Raw genomic sequence first — 15,013 nt, 5'->3', positions numbered from 1 at the left:
CTCCAGTCCGAAGACCCGCCCGACTCCGGGCGGGTCTTCGGCGTACCGGTATCGGTCGGCACCGGGATTCCACCTCGCTTCACCGCCCGGTACGGTTGGCACGGTCGCCAACCGGCTGACTCCGGACGGATACGAGACAGCGAAACCCATCGACGTCGTCCGGTGACTTTCGGTGACCGCTGATGCTCCCCCGAGCGGCCTCGGGCGACCACCGGATACGGTGCGGGGAGCCCGCACGGCCGGTACCCGCCGGCGACGCCGGTAGTCGTGCCGACGGTTCTCCCGACCGGCATCGGCGGCCGACCTGTGATGGAGGAGGCGCACCCATGACGTCCGAGGCTCCGCACCGCCCCGGCCAGGAGCCGGGCGAGGTGTCGCCGGGCACCGGCGGACCGGTGCCGTACGGCGATCAGCCGGCGCAGCAGGAAAACGGGTACAACGGCGCACCCGACCTCGGCTGGGCACCGCCCCCGCCGGCCGGTCGGCCCGCGCAGCCGGCCCCGGCCTGGGCCGCGAACGACGACCAGCCACCCGCATGGGCCCCGCCCGCCGGGCAGCCGGTGACCGGGCGGGCGACCGCCCAGGTCCCGCAGCCCGCCTGGGGCGGCAACGACCAGGGCAACCCCGCCTGGTCCGGCTCCGGTGGCCCCGCCTGGGGCAACCAGGAGCAGCCCGGCCCTGATCGCGGCGCCGAGCAGGCGCCGCCCGCCTGGTCCGCCACGCCGCCGGGCAGCCCGGCCGAGCCGTCGCAGGCCCCCTGGGCCGCCGCCGAGCAGAACCGCCAGGGGTGGAACGCCGGCGAGCAGCAGCAGGGCTGGTCGCCGTCCGGTGACCCGGCCGCCCGCGACACCGGTTACGTGCCCGCCCCGGCCACCGTGCCGAACGAGACCTGGGTCACGCCCGCCCCCGCGGACGACCCGAACCGCTCCGGCGGCTTCGCGCCCACCGGCGGGCAGCACGAGGACGCCTCCGGTCGCGCCGGTGGCTGGGCCGCCGCGCAGCAGCAGCAGCAGGACGACCCGAACCGCTCCGGCGGCTGGGCCCCGCGCGACGAGCAGCCCGCCGCGTCCGACGACCCGAACCGCTCGGGCGGCTGGAACCCGCGGGAGAGCCAGCCGGCCTGGGCGCCGGGTCAGCAGACCGGCGCCACCTGGCCGCCGGCCGACCCGCCCGCCCGGGCCGCCGCAGCCGTCTCGGTGCCCGGCGCCACCCGGCCGGACAACGCCTGGTCCACTCCGGAGCAGTCCGATCAGGACAACCGCTCGGCCGAGGACAGCGGCGGCTGGCGCGCGACCGGCGGGCCGCAGCACGACGAGGGACAGCGTTCCGGCGGCTGGCCCGCCCCGCAGGCCGAGAACCGGTCCGGCGGCTGGGACGAGCCGGCCCGCACCGAGGACCCGGACCGCTCGGGCGGCTGGGCCGCCGGGCGCGCCGCGAACCCCGCCGAGGCGGCACAGCCGGGCGGCTGGGAGCCGAACCAGGGCCGGCAGTCCGGCGGCTGGGGCGACGGCGCCGCCGTACCGCAGCAGCGCGAACCCGCGCGGCCGTCGGACGAGCAGGCGCAGCCCGCCTGGGGCGCCGCCGCGCCGGTCGAGGCCCGCGCGAGCGTGTCCGCGCCGTCGTCGGACGCGCCCGCCGGCTGGGGCGGCAACCAGGACGAGCGTCCGGCCGCACCGTCGCCCGAGCCGTGGCCGCAGGCCGAGGCGTGGGGCCGGTCCGAGGACTCCGCCCCGGCCTACCAGCCCGCGCCCGCGCCGGGCATCTCCCCCGGCAACGCGGTGCCGCTGCCGGCACAGCAGCAGCGGGTGCCGGGCGCCGCGCTGGCCGCGTCGTCGCCCGCCGACCACCCGGGCCCCGAACCCCAGGGGTACGAGCCGGAGCGTGGCGACGGCGGCTGGAACGCGTCCCGCCCGGAGGAGCCGCAGTCGCCCGCCGTTCCCGGCCCGCGTACCTCCCCGGAGGGCGGCCCGGTCTCGGCGAGCGCATCGGTGCCGGTAGCCAGCCGGGTCACCCCGCCGTCCGACCAGCCGCTGCCGACCGGCGGCCCCACGCCGCAGCCCCGCGTGTACGGGCGGCCCGCCCGCCCGGAGCCCGAGGACGCCCCCGAGCAGGACGAGTCCGGGTTCCCCGGCCAGGACGGGCCGCACGGCAACGGCTTCCCCGGCCCGCAGTCGCGATCCGAGGACGCCGACGGCCCGCACGGGTACGCCGGAGCACCCTCCTCGCCGGCCGCGCCGCCGTCGTTCCCGGTCGGTGTGCCGTCCTTCGTGGACCCGCCCGGCAACACCCGCCCGGCAAACGGCGTGCACCCGGGCGGCGAGCAGCCCGCCGCCGCCCGTGACCCGTTCGGCGGCCCGCAGAGCCCGTACGGCGCTCCCGGCGGCCAGGACGCGTTCGGCGGCCCGGGTAGCCGGCCGGACCCGTACGGTCCCGGCGGTCAGCAGGAGTCGTTCGGCGGTCCGGGCGGTCACCAGGATCCGTACGGCAACCAGGGCGGTCAGCCCGACCCGTTCGGCGGTCCGGGTGGGCAGCAGGCGCCGTTCGGCAGCCCGGCCGGCCGGCCGGAACCGTTCGGCGAGCCGGACCGGTTCGGCCCGTCCGCCGGGGGACGCGCCTCGGTCGCGGTGCCCGGCCAGGGCCCGGCGGGCCCGAACGCCTTCCCGCCGCCCCAGCAGGCCCCGCCGGCGTGGGCGCAGGACGGGCCCGGCACCGAGCCGGAGCAGGGCCGCTTCGACGCGTTCAAGCCGGATGCCACCGAGTCGCAGACCGAGGCGCCCCCGCCGAAGGTGCGCAACGGCCGGGTGCTCGCCGCCGTGCTGATCGCGGCGGTGCTCATCCTCGCCGTACCGCTGGGTCTGCTCACGCTGCTCGGCAAGGTCGGCGGCGACAAGTCGGCGGGCTTCGACCCGGCGGTCGGCTCCTGCGTGAAGCAGTCCGGCACGAGCGCCGTGGCCGCCGACTGCGGCGAGCCGGGCGCGTTCAGCGTGGTGTCGAAGGTGGACAACAAGGACAAGTGCGCCGATCTGTCGCAGCCCTCGGTCTCGGTCGAGGGCGGCGGGACCACCCGGGTGCTCTGCCTGAAGCCCGCCGGCCAGTAACCACACGTACGCGGAGCGCCCACCCCTCGCCGGGGTGGGCGCTCCGCGCCGTATCGGTGTGCTGAACACCGGCGGCAAGGCCGTCATGCTGGCCGACCTGCGCGGCAAGATCGTCCTGCTCGACTCCTGTAAGTCCTGAAAGACGCTTGCATCTAGTCCCGCCAGGGCCCTAGCGTCCTCGGCATGTCCGGCCCGTCCCGACGAGCCGCCGCTGCGCGTGACCCCCGTAGGACCCCATCCCGCGCCTGTTCGGCCCGGTAACTAGTCCAGCTGGAGCTGGGGCCGTTTGGCGTTGCTAGGGCCTCTGACGGCGTCGTTAGCGGCGTGGCAGGCTTGGCCGCATGACCTCTGCACCACGGGTACGAGCTCCCGAGCTTCGCGGTCGCGCTTGGCTCAACACAGGCGGACGAAACCTGACATTGCGGCACCTCCGAGGTCGTTGCGTCATCCTAGATTTTTGGACGTTCTGCTGCATCAACTGCCTGCACGTGCTCGACGAGTTGCGCCCGCTCGAAGACAAGTACGGCGACGTCCTGGTCGTGATCGGCGTGCACTCGCCGAAGTTCGAGCACGAGAAGGACCCGGCGGCGCTGGCCGCGGCCGTCGAGCGGTACGGCGTGCACCACCCGGTGCTCGACGACGCCGAGATGGACATGTGGCAGCAGTACGCGGCCAAGGCGTGGCCGACGCTCGCCGTGGTCGACCCCGAGGGCTACGTGGTCGCCACAATGGCCGGCGAGGGGCACGCCGAAGGGCTGGCCCGGCTGATCGACGAGTTGATCGCCACCCACGAGGCGAAGGGCACGCTGCACCGGGGCGAGGGCCCGTACGTGCCGCCGGCCGAGCCGGACACGGTGCTGCGGTTCCCCGGCAAGGCGCTGCCGCTCGACGGCGGGAACCTGCTGGTCAGCGACTCGGCCCGGCACTCACTGGTCGAGCTGGCCGCCGACGGCGAGACGGTGGTCCGCCGCATCGGCGCCGGTTCCCGGGGTCGTACGGACGGCCCAGCCTCCGCCGCCACGTTCGCCGAGCCGCAAGGGCTCTGCCTGCTGCCGCCGCACGTGGCCGAGGTGGCCGGTTACGACGTGGTCGTCGCGGACACGGTCAACCACCTGCTGCGCGGCGTACGGCTGTCCTCCGGCGAGGTGGTCACCGTGGCCGGCACCGGGCGGCAGTGGCGCTCGACAGTCGACGACCACGCGCACGACGCCCGTGCCGTCGACCTGTCCTCCCCCTGGGACGTGGCCTGGTACGACGACCGGGTGATCGTGGCGATGGCCGGCATCCACCAGCTCTGGTGGTTCGACCCGATGAAGCGGACCGCCGGCATGTACGCCGGGACCACTGTCGAGGCGCTGCGCGACGGCCCGCTGCCGGACGTGTGGATGGCCCAGCCGTCCGGGTTGTCGGTCTCGGCCGACGGCACCCGCCTCTGGGTGGCCGACAGCGAGACCAGCGCGATCCGGTGGGTCTCCGGCGGCGAGATGCACACCGCCGTCGGTCAGGGCCTGTTCGACTTCGGGCACGTCGACGGCCCGGCCGACCAGGCGTTGCTCCAGCACCCGCTGGGCGTGTGCGCGCTGCCCGACGGTTCGGTGCTGATCGCCGACACGTACAACGGGGCGGTGCGCCGTTTCGACCCGGAGACCGGCCAGGTGGGCACCGTGGCGGACGGGCTGGCCGAGCCGAGCGACCTGGTGCTCACCGGTGAGGGCGACGTGCTGGTGGTCGAGTCGGCCGCGCACCGGCTGACCCGGCTGGCGCCGGGCGCGCTGACCTCGGCCGGCGCGAGCACGGTGGACGGCCCCCGGCACCGGCTGGAGCGCAAGCCCACCGACGTGGCGGCCGGGGAGCTGACGCTCGACGTGATCTTCACGCCGGCGCCGGGGCAGAAGCTCGACGAGACGTACGGGCCGTCGACCCGGCTGGTGGTCTCGGCGTCCCCGCCGGAGCTGCTGGTCGAGGGCGCGGGCACGACCACCGACCTGTCCCGCAGGCTGGTGGTGAGCGGCGACGTGGCGCAGGGGGTGCTCCAGGTGACCGCCCAGGCGGCGACCTGCGACGCCGACGTGGAGCACGCGGCCTGCCACCTGACGCGGCAGGACTGGGGGGTGCCGGTCCGGGTGGTCACCGGTGGCGCGACCCGCGTGCCGCTGGTCCTGCGCGGCATGGACGAGTCCTGACCGCTCCGTTCAGGTGAACGGGGTGGGGGTCACCCCGGCGTCGATGAGCGCGGCGCGGACCAGCTCCGCGCAGCGCACCGCACCGGGCGTGTCCCCGTGCAGGCAGATCGACTCGACCGGGGCGGGGATGACCGTCCCGTCCACGGCGACCAGCGTGCGCTCGACGGCCATCCGTACCGCCCGGACGGCCACCTGCTCCGGGTCGGTCACCAGCGCGTCGGGTGAGCTGCGCGGCACGAGCGTGCCGTTGGGAAGGTAGTTGCGGTCGGCGAAGCCCTCGGCCACCACCCGCAGCCCGGCGCCCGCGGCGAGCTGGGCCAGCACGGTGCCGGGCTGGCAGAGCACCGGCAGCTCGTGGTCGTACCCGCTGATCGCCGCCACCAGCGCGGCGGCCTGGCCCTCGTCGCGGGCCACTGCGTGGTAGAGCGCGCCGTGCGGCTTGAGGTAGCGGACCCTGGTGCGGTACCGGCGGCAGAACGCGTCGAGCGCCCCGAGCTGGTAGATCGTCTCGTCGCGTAGTTCGGCGAAGTCGTACGCGATGTGCCGCCGGCCGAAGCCGGCGAGGTCCCGGTAGCCGACCTGAGCGCCCACCGCGACGCCGCGTTCGGCGGCGCCGGCGCAGACCCGGTGCATGGTGGTCGCGTCACCGGCGTGGAAGCCGCAGGCGACGTTCGCGGAGCTGATCAGGTCGAGCAGCGCGTGGTCGTCGCCGAGCCGCCAGCTTCCGAATCCCTCGCCCAGGTCAGCGTTGAGGTCCATGGAACGTCACCGTAGTGCCTGGCCGGGCCTGGGCGAGCGCTGTCACGTCGTCCACCACCCCGATGACCGGGTACCCGCCGGTGGTGGGGTGGTCGGCCAGGAAGACCAGCGGCCGGCCGTCCGGCGGCACCTGCACCGCGCCGAGCACCAGACCCTCGCTGGGCAGTTCGCCGGCGACCGCGCGGGTCAGCGTCGCGCCGGCCAGCCGTGCGCCGACCCGGTTGCTGTCCGGGCTCACCGTGTACGCGGCGCGGCACAGCAGATCGAGCGCCTCGGGGGTGAACCAGTCCTGCCGGGGGCCGGGGCGCACGCTCAGCTGTAGCTCGTCCGGGACCGGCCCGGTGACGGGGACGTCGACGGGTGCGGGTGGGCCGGCCGGGGTGCCGAGGGGCAGCCGGTCCCCGTCGCGCAGCGGCGGCGGGCCGAGGCCGGAGAGCGTGTCGGTGGCGCGGCTGCCGAGCACCGGCTCGACAGCGATCCCGCCGCTGACCGCCAGCCAGGTCCGTACCCCGGCGCGGGCCGGTCCGACGTGCAGCACCGCCCCGGCGGGCAGCGCCAGCGGCCGTCCCACGTCCCCCGGGCGGCGCTGCGCGGCCCCGGCCGGCCACTCGACGACCACGTCGGCCGGGGCGCCGGTGAGGGCGACAGCCACGGCCCGGGTGACGCGCAGCGCGCAGCCGGTCATGGTGATCTCCAGCCCGGCGGCGTCCTCGTCGTTGCCGACGAGCCGGTTGGCCAGGCGCAGGGCGGCCGGGTCGAGCGCGCCGGAGCGGGGTACGCCGAGGTGCGCCCACCCGGGCCGCCCCTGGTCCTGAACGGTGGTGAGCGCCCCGGCACGCAGCACCTCGATCACGGCGCGTCGACCAGCCGGACGCGGCTGCCGGGGGTGAGCCGGGCGGGCGGGTCGGCGTGCACGTCGAACAGCGGCAGGTCGGTGCGGCCGACGAGCAGCCAGCCGCCGGGTGACGCGGCGGGGTAGATGCCCGCGTACGGGCCGGCGAGCGCGACCGAGCCGGCCGGCACCCGGGTACGGGGCGTGGCGAGCCGGGGCACCGCCAGCTCGGGCGGCAGCCCGGTCAGGTAAGCGAACCCCGGTGCGAACCCGCAGAACGCGACCCGGAACTCGGTACGCCGCAGCCGGTCCACGACCGCGGGCACGTCCACCTGCCAGTGGTCGGCGACAAGCGGGAGGTCCTCACCGTCGTACACGACTGGCACCCGGACCTCGGTGGTGGCCGCGCCGCAGGCGGCGGTCCGGGGGTGCCAGGCAGCGATCCGCGCGGCTGCCGCCTGCGGGTCCGGTACGCCGTCGAGCAGCACGGTGACCGCGCCGGGGACGATCTCGGTGGCGGTCAGCTCGCCCGCCTCGCGCCGGCGCCACAGTTCGGCCCGCCACGCCTGTGCCTGCTCCGCGTCGTCGCAGTCGAGGAGCAGGGCGTACGCCCCGACCGGCCGGATCAGCATCCGGTCATCCTCCCGCCGGGTGAGGTGACGGTCCACACTACTTGCAAGTAACCTACGCCGTCGTAACCTATTGAGGTGACGACCTCCGCACCGTTCCGGCTCCGGCCGGCCGACATCGGGAAGCCGCGCATGCGCGGCTGGCTGCACGCTTACGCGTTCTTCGCCGCTCTCGTCTGCGGCATCGTGCTGTGTTCGATCGCCGCCGGTCGTCCCGGCTGGGCGCCGCTGGTGAGCTGCCTGATCTACAGCTTCACCGTGTGCGGGCTGTTCGGCACCAGCGCGCTCTACCACCGGCGGGTCTGGTCCGAACGCGGCTACCAGATCATGCGCCGGATGGACCACTCGATGATCTTCGTGTTCATCGCCGGCACCTACACACCGTTCTGCGCGCTGCTGCTGGACACCCGGCAGGCCACGATCATGCTGAGCCTGGTCTGGGGCGGCGCGATCGCGGGCGTGGCGGTCAAGCTGATCTGGCCGCACGCGCCACGCTGGGTCTCCGCCCCGCTCTACCTGGCGCTCGGCTGGGTAGCGGTGGCCATGCTGCCGCAGATCCTGCACTCCGGTGGCGTGACCGCGCTGGTGCTGCTGAGCGTGGGCGGCGCGATCTACAGCGTGGGCGCGGTGTTCTACGCGCTGCGCCGGCCGAACCCGTGGCCCACCGTCTTCGGCCACCACGAGTTCTTCCACGCCTGCACGCTCGTCGCGGCGATCTGCCACCACATCGCGATCTACTTCGCGTTGTTCGCCTGACCCGGGCGGACCCCGGACATGCGCGAGGGCCCCGCTCCGTTGCGGGGCCCTCGGGTTCTCGGGGGTCAGGCCGGGTAGCCCGAGCCCGGACGGCGCACCTCGCGGTACTCCTCGCGTACGACGCGGTCGTCGCGCACCGGCACCACCGGCTCGGCGACGACCTGCTCGCGTACCGGAGCGGCCACCACACGGCGGCGGCTGTTCCAGAAGTAGAGCGTGGTGAGCAGGCCGGCGACGCCGGCGAGCATGAGCACCCAGCCCACCACGTTGAGGTTCAGCCATCCGAGATTGGCGTCGACGGCGAACGCGAAGATCGCGCCGAGCGCGATGAGGAAGATGCTGGCACCGATGCCCATGACGTCGCCTCCTTGGCGTCCTGCTGGCGTTTCCTGCCCGCCGCGGCCATGGATGAGGTAGCGGCACACATCGACATACCCAGGCGCTTTGATCGTCAATCAGGCAAGCTGGGCGGTATGACGGACGGCAGGAACGGGCAGCGGACGCTGGTGCTGCTGCGGCACGCCAAGGCCGAGCAGTCCGGTGACCTCCCGGACACGGACCGGTCGCTCACCGCGCGCGGGCACGCCGACGCCGCCACCGCGGGCGCCTGGCTGGCCCGGCACGCGCTGCTCCCCGACGTGGTCCTCTGCTCGCCCGCCCGGCGCACCCGGCAGACCTGGCACGACGTGGCGATGGGCATGAGCGGTTCCCCGCCGGAGGGCGGTCCGGCGGGCTCGGCTCCCGCGGTGCGATACGAGGTGACCGCGTACGACGCGCTTCCGGATCAGCTGCTGGAGCTGCTGTGGACGGTCGAGCCGACCGCCGGGACGGTGCTGCTCGTCGCGCACAACCCGGGGATCTCTCTGCTGTCGGCGCTGCTCGATCCGCAGCGGGCCGACCCGGACGGGCTACGGACCACCGACCTGGTGGTGCACCGGCCGACGACCCGCTGGGCCGACCTCGCGCCGGGGAACGCGCCGATCACCGGCCGCCACACCGCCCGCGCCTGAACGGACGGCTCAGGCCCGGCTGTCGTAGGTCGCCCGGTTGGCGAGCACGTCGTCCATGTGCGTCTCGGCCCAGGTCTTCAGGCCCCGGATCATCTCGTGCAGGGAGAACCCGAGGTCGGTCAGCTCGTAGGTGACAGTCACCGGCACTGTCGGCTCCACGGTGCGGGTGATCATTCCGTCGCGCTCCAGGGCGCGCAGCGTCTGGGTGAGCATCTTCTGACTGACCCCGGGCAGCGTGCGGAACAGCTCGGAGTATCGCCTCGGTCGCGGCTCACCGGCGCAGTCCGCTCCGAACCGGTGCGAGCCGTCGGTGCGCAACGCGGCCAGCACCAACGTGACCCACTTGTCGGTGATCCGGTCGAGCAGTTGCCGGCTGGGGCACCCGGCCAGGAACGCGTCGTACTCGGCCTTGCTCATGCTCTGCTCCTGCCACGCCGGTGAGCTACGCACTTTGAGGTGCCTACTTCCCGATGGAAAGTTACACCTCGATAGTGGAAGCCGGACGCCCCGATCCGGCGGCGTCGCGAAAACGACGAGAGGTACACGCATGGCCCGCACCACCCTGCCCGGCGGCACCTGGACGCTGGGCGACCTGACCGTCACCCGGTTCGGCTACGGCGCGATGCAGCTCGCCGGCCCCTGGGTGATGGGACCGCCGGCCGACCACGACGGCGCCCTGGCGGTGCTGCGCGAGGCGGTCGCGCTCGGCATCACCCACATCGACACCAGCGCGGCGTACGGGCCGCACGTCACGAACCGGCTGATCCGGGAGGCGCTGCACCCGTACCCGGATTCGCTGCACGTCGTCACCAAGGTCGGCGCGGACCGGGACGAGCAGGGCGGGTGGCCCACCGCACGGGATCCGGAGAGCCTGCGCCGGCAGGTCCGGGAGAACCTGGAGACGCTCGGCGTGGACGCGCTCGGCCTGGTGAACCTGCGGCTCGGCGACGCCACGGGGCCGCAGCCCGGATCGCTCACCGAGGCGCTGGACACGCTCGCCGCGCTCCAGCAGGAGGGTCTGATCCGCCACCTGGGCCTGAGCAACGTGACGCCGGAGCAGGTGGCCGAGGCGCAGACGATCGCGCCGATCGTCTGCGTGCAGAACCAGTACAACCTGGCCCACCGCGGCGACGACGACCTGATCGACGAACTGGCCCGGCAGGGTGTCGCCTACGTGCCGTTCTTCCCGCTCGGCGGGTTCACCCCGTTGCAGTCCTCGGCGTTGTCGGCGGTGGCCGAGCGCCTGGGGGCGACACCGATGGGCGTCGCCCTGGCCTGGCTGCTGCGGCGCTCACCGAACATCCTGCTGATCCCCGGCACCAAATCCGTCGCGCACCTGCGCGAGAACATCGCCGGCGCCGGGCTGGCGCTCTCCGGCGACGACCTCGCCGAGCTGGACCGGATCGGCCGCTGAGACGCGTCAGGACGGCGGGGCCGTCGGCGGCGGCGGGTCGGGCGGCGGCGGCATCATCGCTGTCGGATGCGAGAGCCGGTTCTCCTCCACGATGAGCGTACGGGCCCGCTTGCGGCGGTCCTGCCAGAACCACAGCGTGGTCAGCAGGACGCCCAGCCCGGCCAGGATGAACACCCAGCCGACCGCGCGCAGGTCGATCCACCAGACGTTGGCCCGGATGGCGAAGGTCATGATCGCGCCGAGCGCGATGAGAAAGATGGCGCTACCAATGCCCATGTGCGCTGCACTCCCCCGTGCGATGGCCTTGGGCGTACTCGGTCGTGGTCCGCGACGGTTACCCGCCAACGGGCCGCCTATCCACCCGGGCCGCGCGCACGACGACGGCCGGCGGGCTGGTGCCCGCCGGCCGTCGTCATGAGGGGGAGAGTGACGTTTCAGGGATGAAAGCCCCCGGAAGGGCTCAGAAAGCCTCCTCCGGGAGGTCCATGATCTCCAGGTCGGTGCCCTCGATGATCCGCCGGTCGGCGCCGATGCGGGGCAGCACCTCGCGGGCGAAGAACCGGGCCGCGGCGACCTTGCCGGTGTAGAAGGACTTGTCGGCCGCGGAGACCTCGCCGGCCAGCGCCTTCAGCGCCACGTCCGCCTGCTTCTGCAGCAGCCAGCCGACCACCAGGTCGCCGATCGCCAGCAGGAACCGGCGGCTGCTCAGGCCGACCTTGTAGAGCGCGCGGGTGTCGCCGCCCTGGGCCTCGCCCAGCCAGCCGGTCATCACGCCGAGGATGTTCTGGATCTCGGCGAGCGCCTTGCCGAGCGCCTGACGCTCCTCCTTGAGCTGGCCGTTGCCGGCCTCGGAGGCGATGTGCTCCTGGATCTCGGCGGCGACCGCCATCAGGGCCTTGCCGTTGTCCCGGACGATCTTCCGGAAGATCAGGTCGAGGCTCTGGATCGCGGTGGTGCCCTCGTACAGGGTGTCGATCTTGGCGTCCCGGACGTACTGCTCCAGCGGGTAGTCCTGGAGGAAGCCGGAACCGCCGTAGGTCTGGAGCGCCTCGTGACCGAGCAGCTCGTACGCCCGCTCCGAACCGACGCCCTTGACCAACGGCAGGAGCAGGTCGTTCACCCGCTTCGCCAGCTTGGTGGCCTTCTCGTCACCGGCCGCCTCGGCGATCGTGACCTTGTCCTGCCAGGTCGCGGTGTAGCAGACGAGCGCGCGCAGGCCCTCGGCGTACGACTTCTGCAGCAGCAGCGAGCGGCGCACGTCCGGGTGGTTGGTGATGGTCACCCGCGGGGCGGTCTTGTCGGCCATCTGGGTGAGGTCGGCGCCCTGCACCCGGTTCTTGGCGTACTCCAGGGCGTTGAGGTAGCCGGTGGAGAGCGTGGCGATCGCCTTGGTGCCGACCAGCATCCGGGCGTACTCGATGATCATGAACATCTGGCGGATGCCGTCGTGCTTCTCGCCCAGCAGCCAGCCCTTGGCCGGTACGCCGTGCTCGCCGAAGGTCACCTCGCAGGTGTTCGAGACCTTCAGGCCCATCTTGTGCTCGACGTTCGTCGCGTAGACGCCGTTGCGCTCGCCCAGCTCGCCGGTCTCGGCGTCGAAGTGGTACTTCGGCACGACGAACAGCGACAGGCCCTTGGTGCCCGGGCCGCCGACGCCCTCGACGCCGACCGGACGGGCCAGCACGTAGTGGACGATGTTGTCGCTCAGGTCGTGCTCACCGGAGGTGATGAACCGCTTCACGCCCTCGATGTGCCACGAGCCGTCCGGCTGCTGGATCGCGCGGGTACGGCCGGCGCCCACGTCCGAGCCGGCGTCCGGCTCGGTGAGGACCATGGTCGAGCCCCACTGCTTGTCGATGAACAGCCGGGCCCACTTCTTCTGCTCCTCGGTGCCCTCGACGTGCAGCACGTGGGCGAAGGACGGGCCGGAGGCGTACATCCAGATCGGGGCGTTGGCGCCGAGCACCAGCTCGGCGAGCGACCACCAGAGGGCGCGCGGGGCGTTGGTGCCGCCCAGGGACTCCGGCAGGTCCAGGCGCCAGAACTCGGAGTCCATGAACGCCTTGTACGACTTCTTGAACGACTCCGGCAGCGGCGCGGTGAACGTCGCCGGGTCGAAGACCGGCGGATTGCGGTCGCTGTCCGAGTAGCTGGCGGCCAGATCCTCGCGGGCGAGGCGGTCGACCTCGCCGAGGAAGCTGCGGGCGGTGTCGACGTCCAGGTCCGTGAACGGCGCCTGGCCGAGCGTCCGGTCCGCCCCGAATACCTCGAACAGGTTGAACTCGAGGTCCCGCACATTGCTCTTGTAGTGGGTCATGCTCGCTGGCCCCGCTTCCGGACAGGTGTTACCGATCAGTAACTCCAGACTGTATTACTCGCCGGTAGGCAACGACAAGCGGATCTCGGAAGTGACAGCGATTACACACTTCCCGTTCATCCGTCGGCGGCGCCGACCTCCCAGCTCGGTACCGGGGATGCGGTGGTGCTGCGCGGGCCGACGTACTCCATCAGGACCAGCGCGATGTCGTCGTCGAGCCGGCCGTGCACCCACTCGACCAGGGCGGTCTCCAACGAGGCCAGCCCGTCCGCGACGGTGCCGTGGCCGAGCAGCCGCCAGGCGCGGTCGGCGGTGGGGAAGAACTCGCCGTCCCGGCGCGCCTCGCCCAGCCCGTCGGTGAACAGCAGCAGCCGGTCACCCGGTTCCAGCCGCTCCACCCGGGGGCGGACCACTGGCATGAAGCCGAGCGGCGGCGCTGGCGCGGGCGGCTCCAGCGGGATCACCGCGCCCCGGCGCAGCAGCAGCGGCGGCGGGTGCCCGCAGTTGACGATGGTGAGCGTGCCGCCGCGCTCCTCGACCAGGGCCGCGGTGACGAAGTCCTCGTCGCCGACGTTGCGGGCCACCGCGCGGTCCAGGTCGGTCACCACCGCGCGCAGGTCGGCCCGCTCGTACGCGACGTGCCGGTAGGAGCCGAGGACGATGCTGGCCAGGCGGACCGCGTCCAGCCCCTTGCCCCGTACGTCACCGATGATCATGCGCACGCCGTACGGGGTGTCCATCACCTCGTACAGGTCGCCGCCGATCTCCGCAGTGGCGGTGGACGAGATGTACCGGGCGGCCACCGCAAGCGTGCCGACCTGCGGGCCGAGCGGCCGCAGCACCGCCTGCTGGGCGACCGAGGCGAGCCGGGACAGCTCCGCGATCCGGTCCGCCTGGCGCTGGCGTATCGCCGCCGTGGCGGCCGCGATCGCGGTGGCCGCCCCCACAGCCGTCACGTTGACCACAGTCACCAGCGGGCTGCCCCGCTCCGCGACGGCGAAGCCGACACCGATGGCGGTGGCCAGGCCGCCGACCACGAGCACCACCCGCCAGGACGCCAGCGCCGCCGCGAGGAACGGCGCGACGACCATCAACGCGAGATAGTGCGCCGGACGGCCGTCGGCCAGCTCCACCGCGACCACGATCGCGAGCAGCGCGAGGGCCGCGCCGAGACCGGCGCGGGATCCGGGACTCAGCGGGCCTCGGCCCGGCTGGAAGGGTTGCGTGCGTACATCGGACAGCATGCCTGATGGACGTGGACGGGAGAATGAACCTGGCCCGTCGGTCGTGGAAGTTCTGCCCGAGTGGCCGGTCAGCCGAGCACCTCGTACCGGACGTTCACGTGGCCGAGGCCGGTGGCGGCGATGGTCGCGAACGCGGCGCGGGACAGGTCCAGGCACCGGCCCTCGATGAACGGGCCACGGTCGTTGATCCGCACCACCACCGACTTGCCGTTGGCCGGGTTGGTGACCCGGACCTTGGTGTCGAACGGCAGCGTCTTGTGCGCCGCGGTGAGCGCGTTCGGGTTGAACGTCTCGCCGTTCGCCGTCATCTGGCCCTCGGCGTAGAAGGAGGCGCCGCAGGAGCCGCTGTCCACGACCTTCGGGCTGCTCGTCTTCTTCGCCGTCGGGGACGGGGAGGCGGTCCGAGCCTTGCTCCGGGAGGCTGCCTGCGTACGGCTCGCCTTCGGGCTCGGAGTGGCCTTCGGCGACGGGCTGAGGCTCGCGCTCGGCGAGGCCGACGCGCTCGGCGAGGGGGCGGCCGACGTGGGGGCGGGCGTGCTGGGCAGCGTCTCGACCGCGACCGGTGCGGCGGGCGGCTCGGCGGAGGTGAGCCGCACGGCGCCGACGGTACCGCCGACCGCGAGCGCCACACCGACCGCCGCGGTCGCGGCGATGGCGGCGGGCGAGGAGAACTTGCGGGTACGAAGGTGCCTAGCAGCCACCGGCCCGGTCCTTTCGTCAGCTGAACAAACCGGCCCGGACCGTAACGAGAGAAGCACTTCCGAAGTCAAC

14 protein-coding genes are annotated in these 15,013 nt (G+C 73.5%); 5 read left to right on the top strand and 9 right to left on the bottom strand.

Annotated elements, in window-relative coordinates; genetic code table 11:
• Positions 1 to 326 precede the first annotated feature (326 nt).
• Positions 327 to 3,098 carry an LppU/SCO3897 family protein gene (locus tag O7611_RS29140; protein WP_269697909.1) on the top strand — a complete coding sequence of 924 codons (2,772 nt, stop codon included), beginning with the start codon at positions 327 to 329 and terminating at the stop codon, positions 3,096 to 3,098.
• A gap of 341 nt (positions 3,099 to 3,439) precedes the next feature.
• Positions 3,440 to 5,281: an NHL domain-containing thioredoxin family protein gene (locus O7611_RS29135; protein ID WP_269697908.1), complete on the top strand. Its 1,842-nt coding sequence runs from the start codon at positions 3,440 to 3,442 to the stop codon at positions 5,279 to 5,281.
• A 9-nt stretch (positions 5,282 to 5,290) separates the two neighbouring features.
• Here the strand turns inward: O7611_RS29135 and O7611_RS29130 are convergent, their stop codons facing one another.
• Genes O7611_RS29130 through O7611_RS29120 form a run of 3 tightly spaced genes read right to left on the bottom strand, consistent with a single transcriptional unit; the run spans position 5,291 to position 7,504 of the window.
• Entirely contained in the window at positions 5,291 to 6,040 is a 750-nt protein-coding gene (locus tag O7611_RS29130) for a LamB/YcsF family protein (RefSeq protein WP_194800197.1), read from the bottom strand.
• The gene (locus O7611_RS29125; RefSeq protein ID WP_194800198.1) at positions 6,024 to 6,893 is read right to left on the bottom strand and encodes a biotin-dependent carboxyltransferase family protein; all 870 of its coding nucleotides are present in this window, start codon (positions 6,891 to 6,893) and stop codon (positions 6,024 to 6,026) included. Before O7611_RS29125 ends, O7611_RS29130 begins: the two co-directional genes overlap by 17 nt.
• Complete coding sequence (locus tag O7611_RS29120) at positions 6,890 to 7,504, bottom strand: 5-oxoprolinase subunit B family protein (RefSeq protein WP_194800199.1); 615 nt, start codon at positions 7,502 to 7,504, stop codon at positions 6,890 to 6,892. The genes O7611_RS29125 and O7611_RS29120 overlap by 4 nt, the downstream gene beginning before the upstream one ends.
• A gap of 75 nt (positions 7,505 to 7,579) precedes the next feature.
• Here O7611_RS29120 and trhA point away from each other — a divergent pair, with 75 nt between their 5' ends.
• On the top strand, positions 7,580 to 8,257 hold the full coding sequence (trhA, locus tag O7611_RS29115) for a PAQR family membrane homeostasis protein TrhA (RefSeq protein ID WP_174532829.1): 678 nt from the start codon (positions 7,580 to 7,582) through the stop codon (positions 8,255 to 8,257).
• A gap of 65 nt (positions 8,258 to 8,322) precedes the next feature.
• Here trhA and O7611_RS29110 read toward each other — a convergent pair whose 3' ends face one another.
• On the bottom strand, positions 8,323 to 8,613 hold the full coding sequence (locus O7611_RS29110; RefSeq protein WP_091413749.1) for a DUF6458 family protein: 291 nt from the start codon (positions 8,611 to 8,613) through the stop codon (positions 8,323 to 8,325).
• 117 nt (positions 8,614 to 8,730) lie between these two features.
• Between O7611_RS29110 and O7611_RS29105 the strand changes: the two genes are divergently transcribed.
• On the top strand, positions 8,731 to 9,267 hold the full coding sequence (locus tag O7611_RS29105) for a SixA phosphatase family protein (RefSeq protein ID WP_135242688.1): 537 nt from the start codon (positions 8,731 to 8,733) through the stop codon (positions 9,265 to 9,267).
• 9 nt (positions 9,268 to 9,276) lie between these two features.
• Here O7611_RS29105 and O7611_RS29100 read toward each other — a convergent pair whose 3' ends face one another.
• Positions 9,277 to 9,684, bottom strand: coding sequence for a winged helix-turn-helix transcriptional regulator (locus O7611_RS29100; RefSeq protein WP_194800200.1), 408 nt, complete (start codon positions 9,682 to 9,684; stop codon positions 9,277 to 9,279).
• 130 nt (positions 9,685 to 9,814) lie between these two features.
• Here O7611_RS29100 and O7611_RS29095 point away from each other — a divergent pair, with 130 nt between their 5' ends.
• Positions 9,815 to 10,681, top strand: a complete 867-nt coding sequence (locus tag O7611_RS29095; protein WP_269697907.1) for an aldo/keto reductase family oxidoreductase — start codon at positions 9,815 to 9,817, stop codon at positions 10,679 to 10,681.
• A 6-nt stretch (positions 10,682 to 10,687) separates the two neighbouring features.
• Here the strand turns inward: O7611_RS29095 and O7611_RS29090 are convergent, their stop codons facing one another.
• The 4 genes from O7611_RS29090 to O7611_RS29075 form a co-directional block, all read right to left on the bottom strand.
• A complete protein-coding gene (locus O7611_RS29090) occupies positions 10,688 to 10,957 on the bottom strand; it encodes a DUF6458 family protein (protein WP_013283345.1) in 270 nt (89 codons plus the stop codon).
• Between the two features lie 184 nt (positions 10,958 to 11,141).
• Complete coding sequence (locus O7611_RS29085; RefSeq protein WP_269697906.1) at positions 11,142 to 12,998, bottom strand: acyl-CoA dehydrogenase; 1,857 nt, start codon at positions 12,996 to 12,998, stop codon at positions 11,142 to 11,144.
• A 116-nt stretch (positions 12,999 to 13,114) separates the two neighbouring features.
• Positions 13,115 to 14,242, bottom strand: coding sequence for a PP2C family protein-serine/threonine phosphatase (locus tag O7611_RS29080; protein WP_120572401.1), 1,128 nt, complete (start codon positions 14,240 to 14,242; stop codon positions 13,115 to 13,117).
• Positions 14,243 to 14,310: 68 nt separating this feature from the next.
• Positions 14,311 to 14,943: a septal ring lytic transglycosylase RlpA family protein gene (locus O7611_RS29075; protein WP_120572402.1), complete on the bottom strand. Its 633-nt coding sequence runs from the start codon at positions 14,941 to 14,943 to the stop codon at positions 14,311 to 14,313.
• Between the last annotated feature and the right edge of the window lie 70 nt (positions 14,944 to 15,013).

Origin of the sequence: Micromonospora sp. WMMC273 (assembly GCF_027460285.1) — a bacterium.
Lineage (GTDB): Bacteria > Actinomycetota > Actinomycetes > Mycobacteriales > Micromonosporaceae > Micromonospora > Micromonospora aurantiaca.
This window is presented reverse-complemented; position numbering and strand designations above follow the sequence as displayed.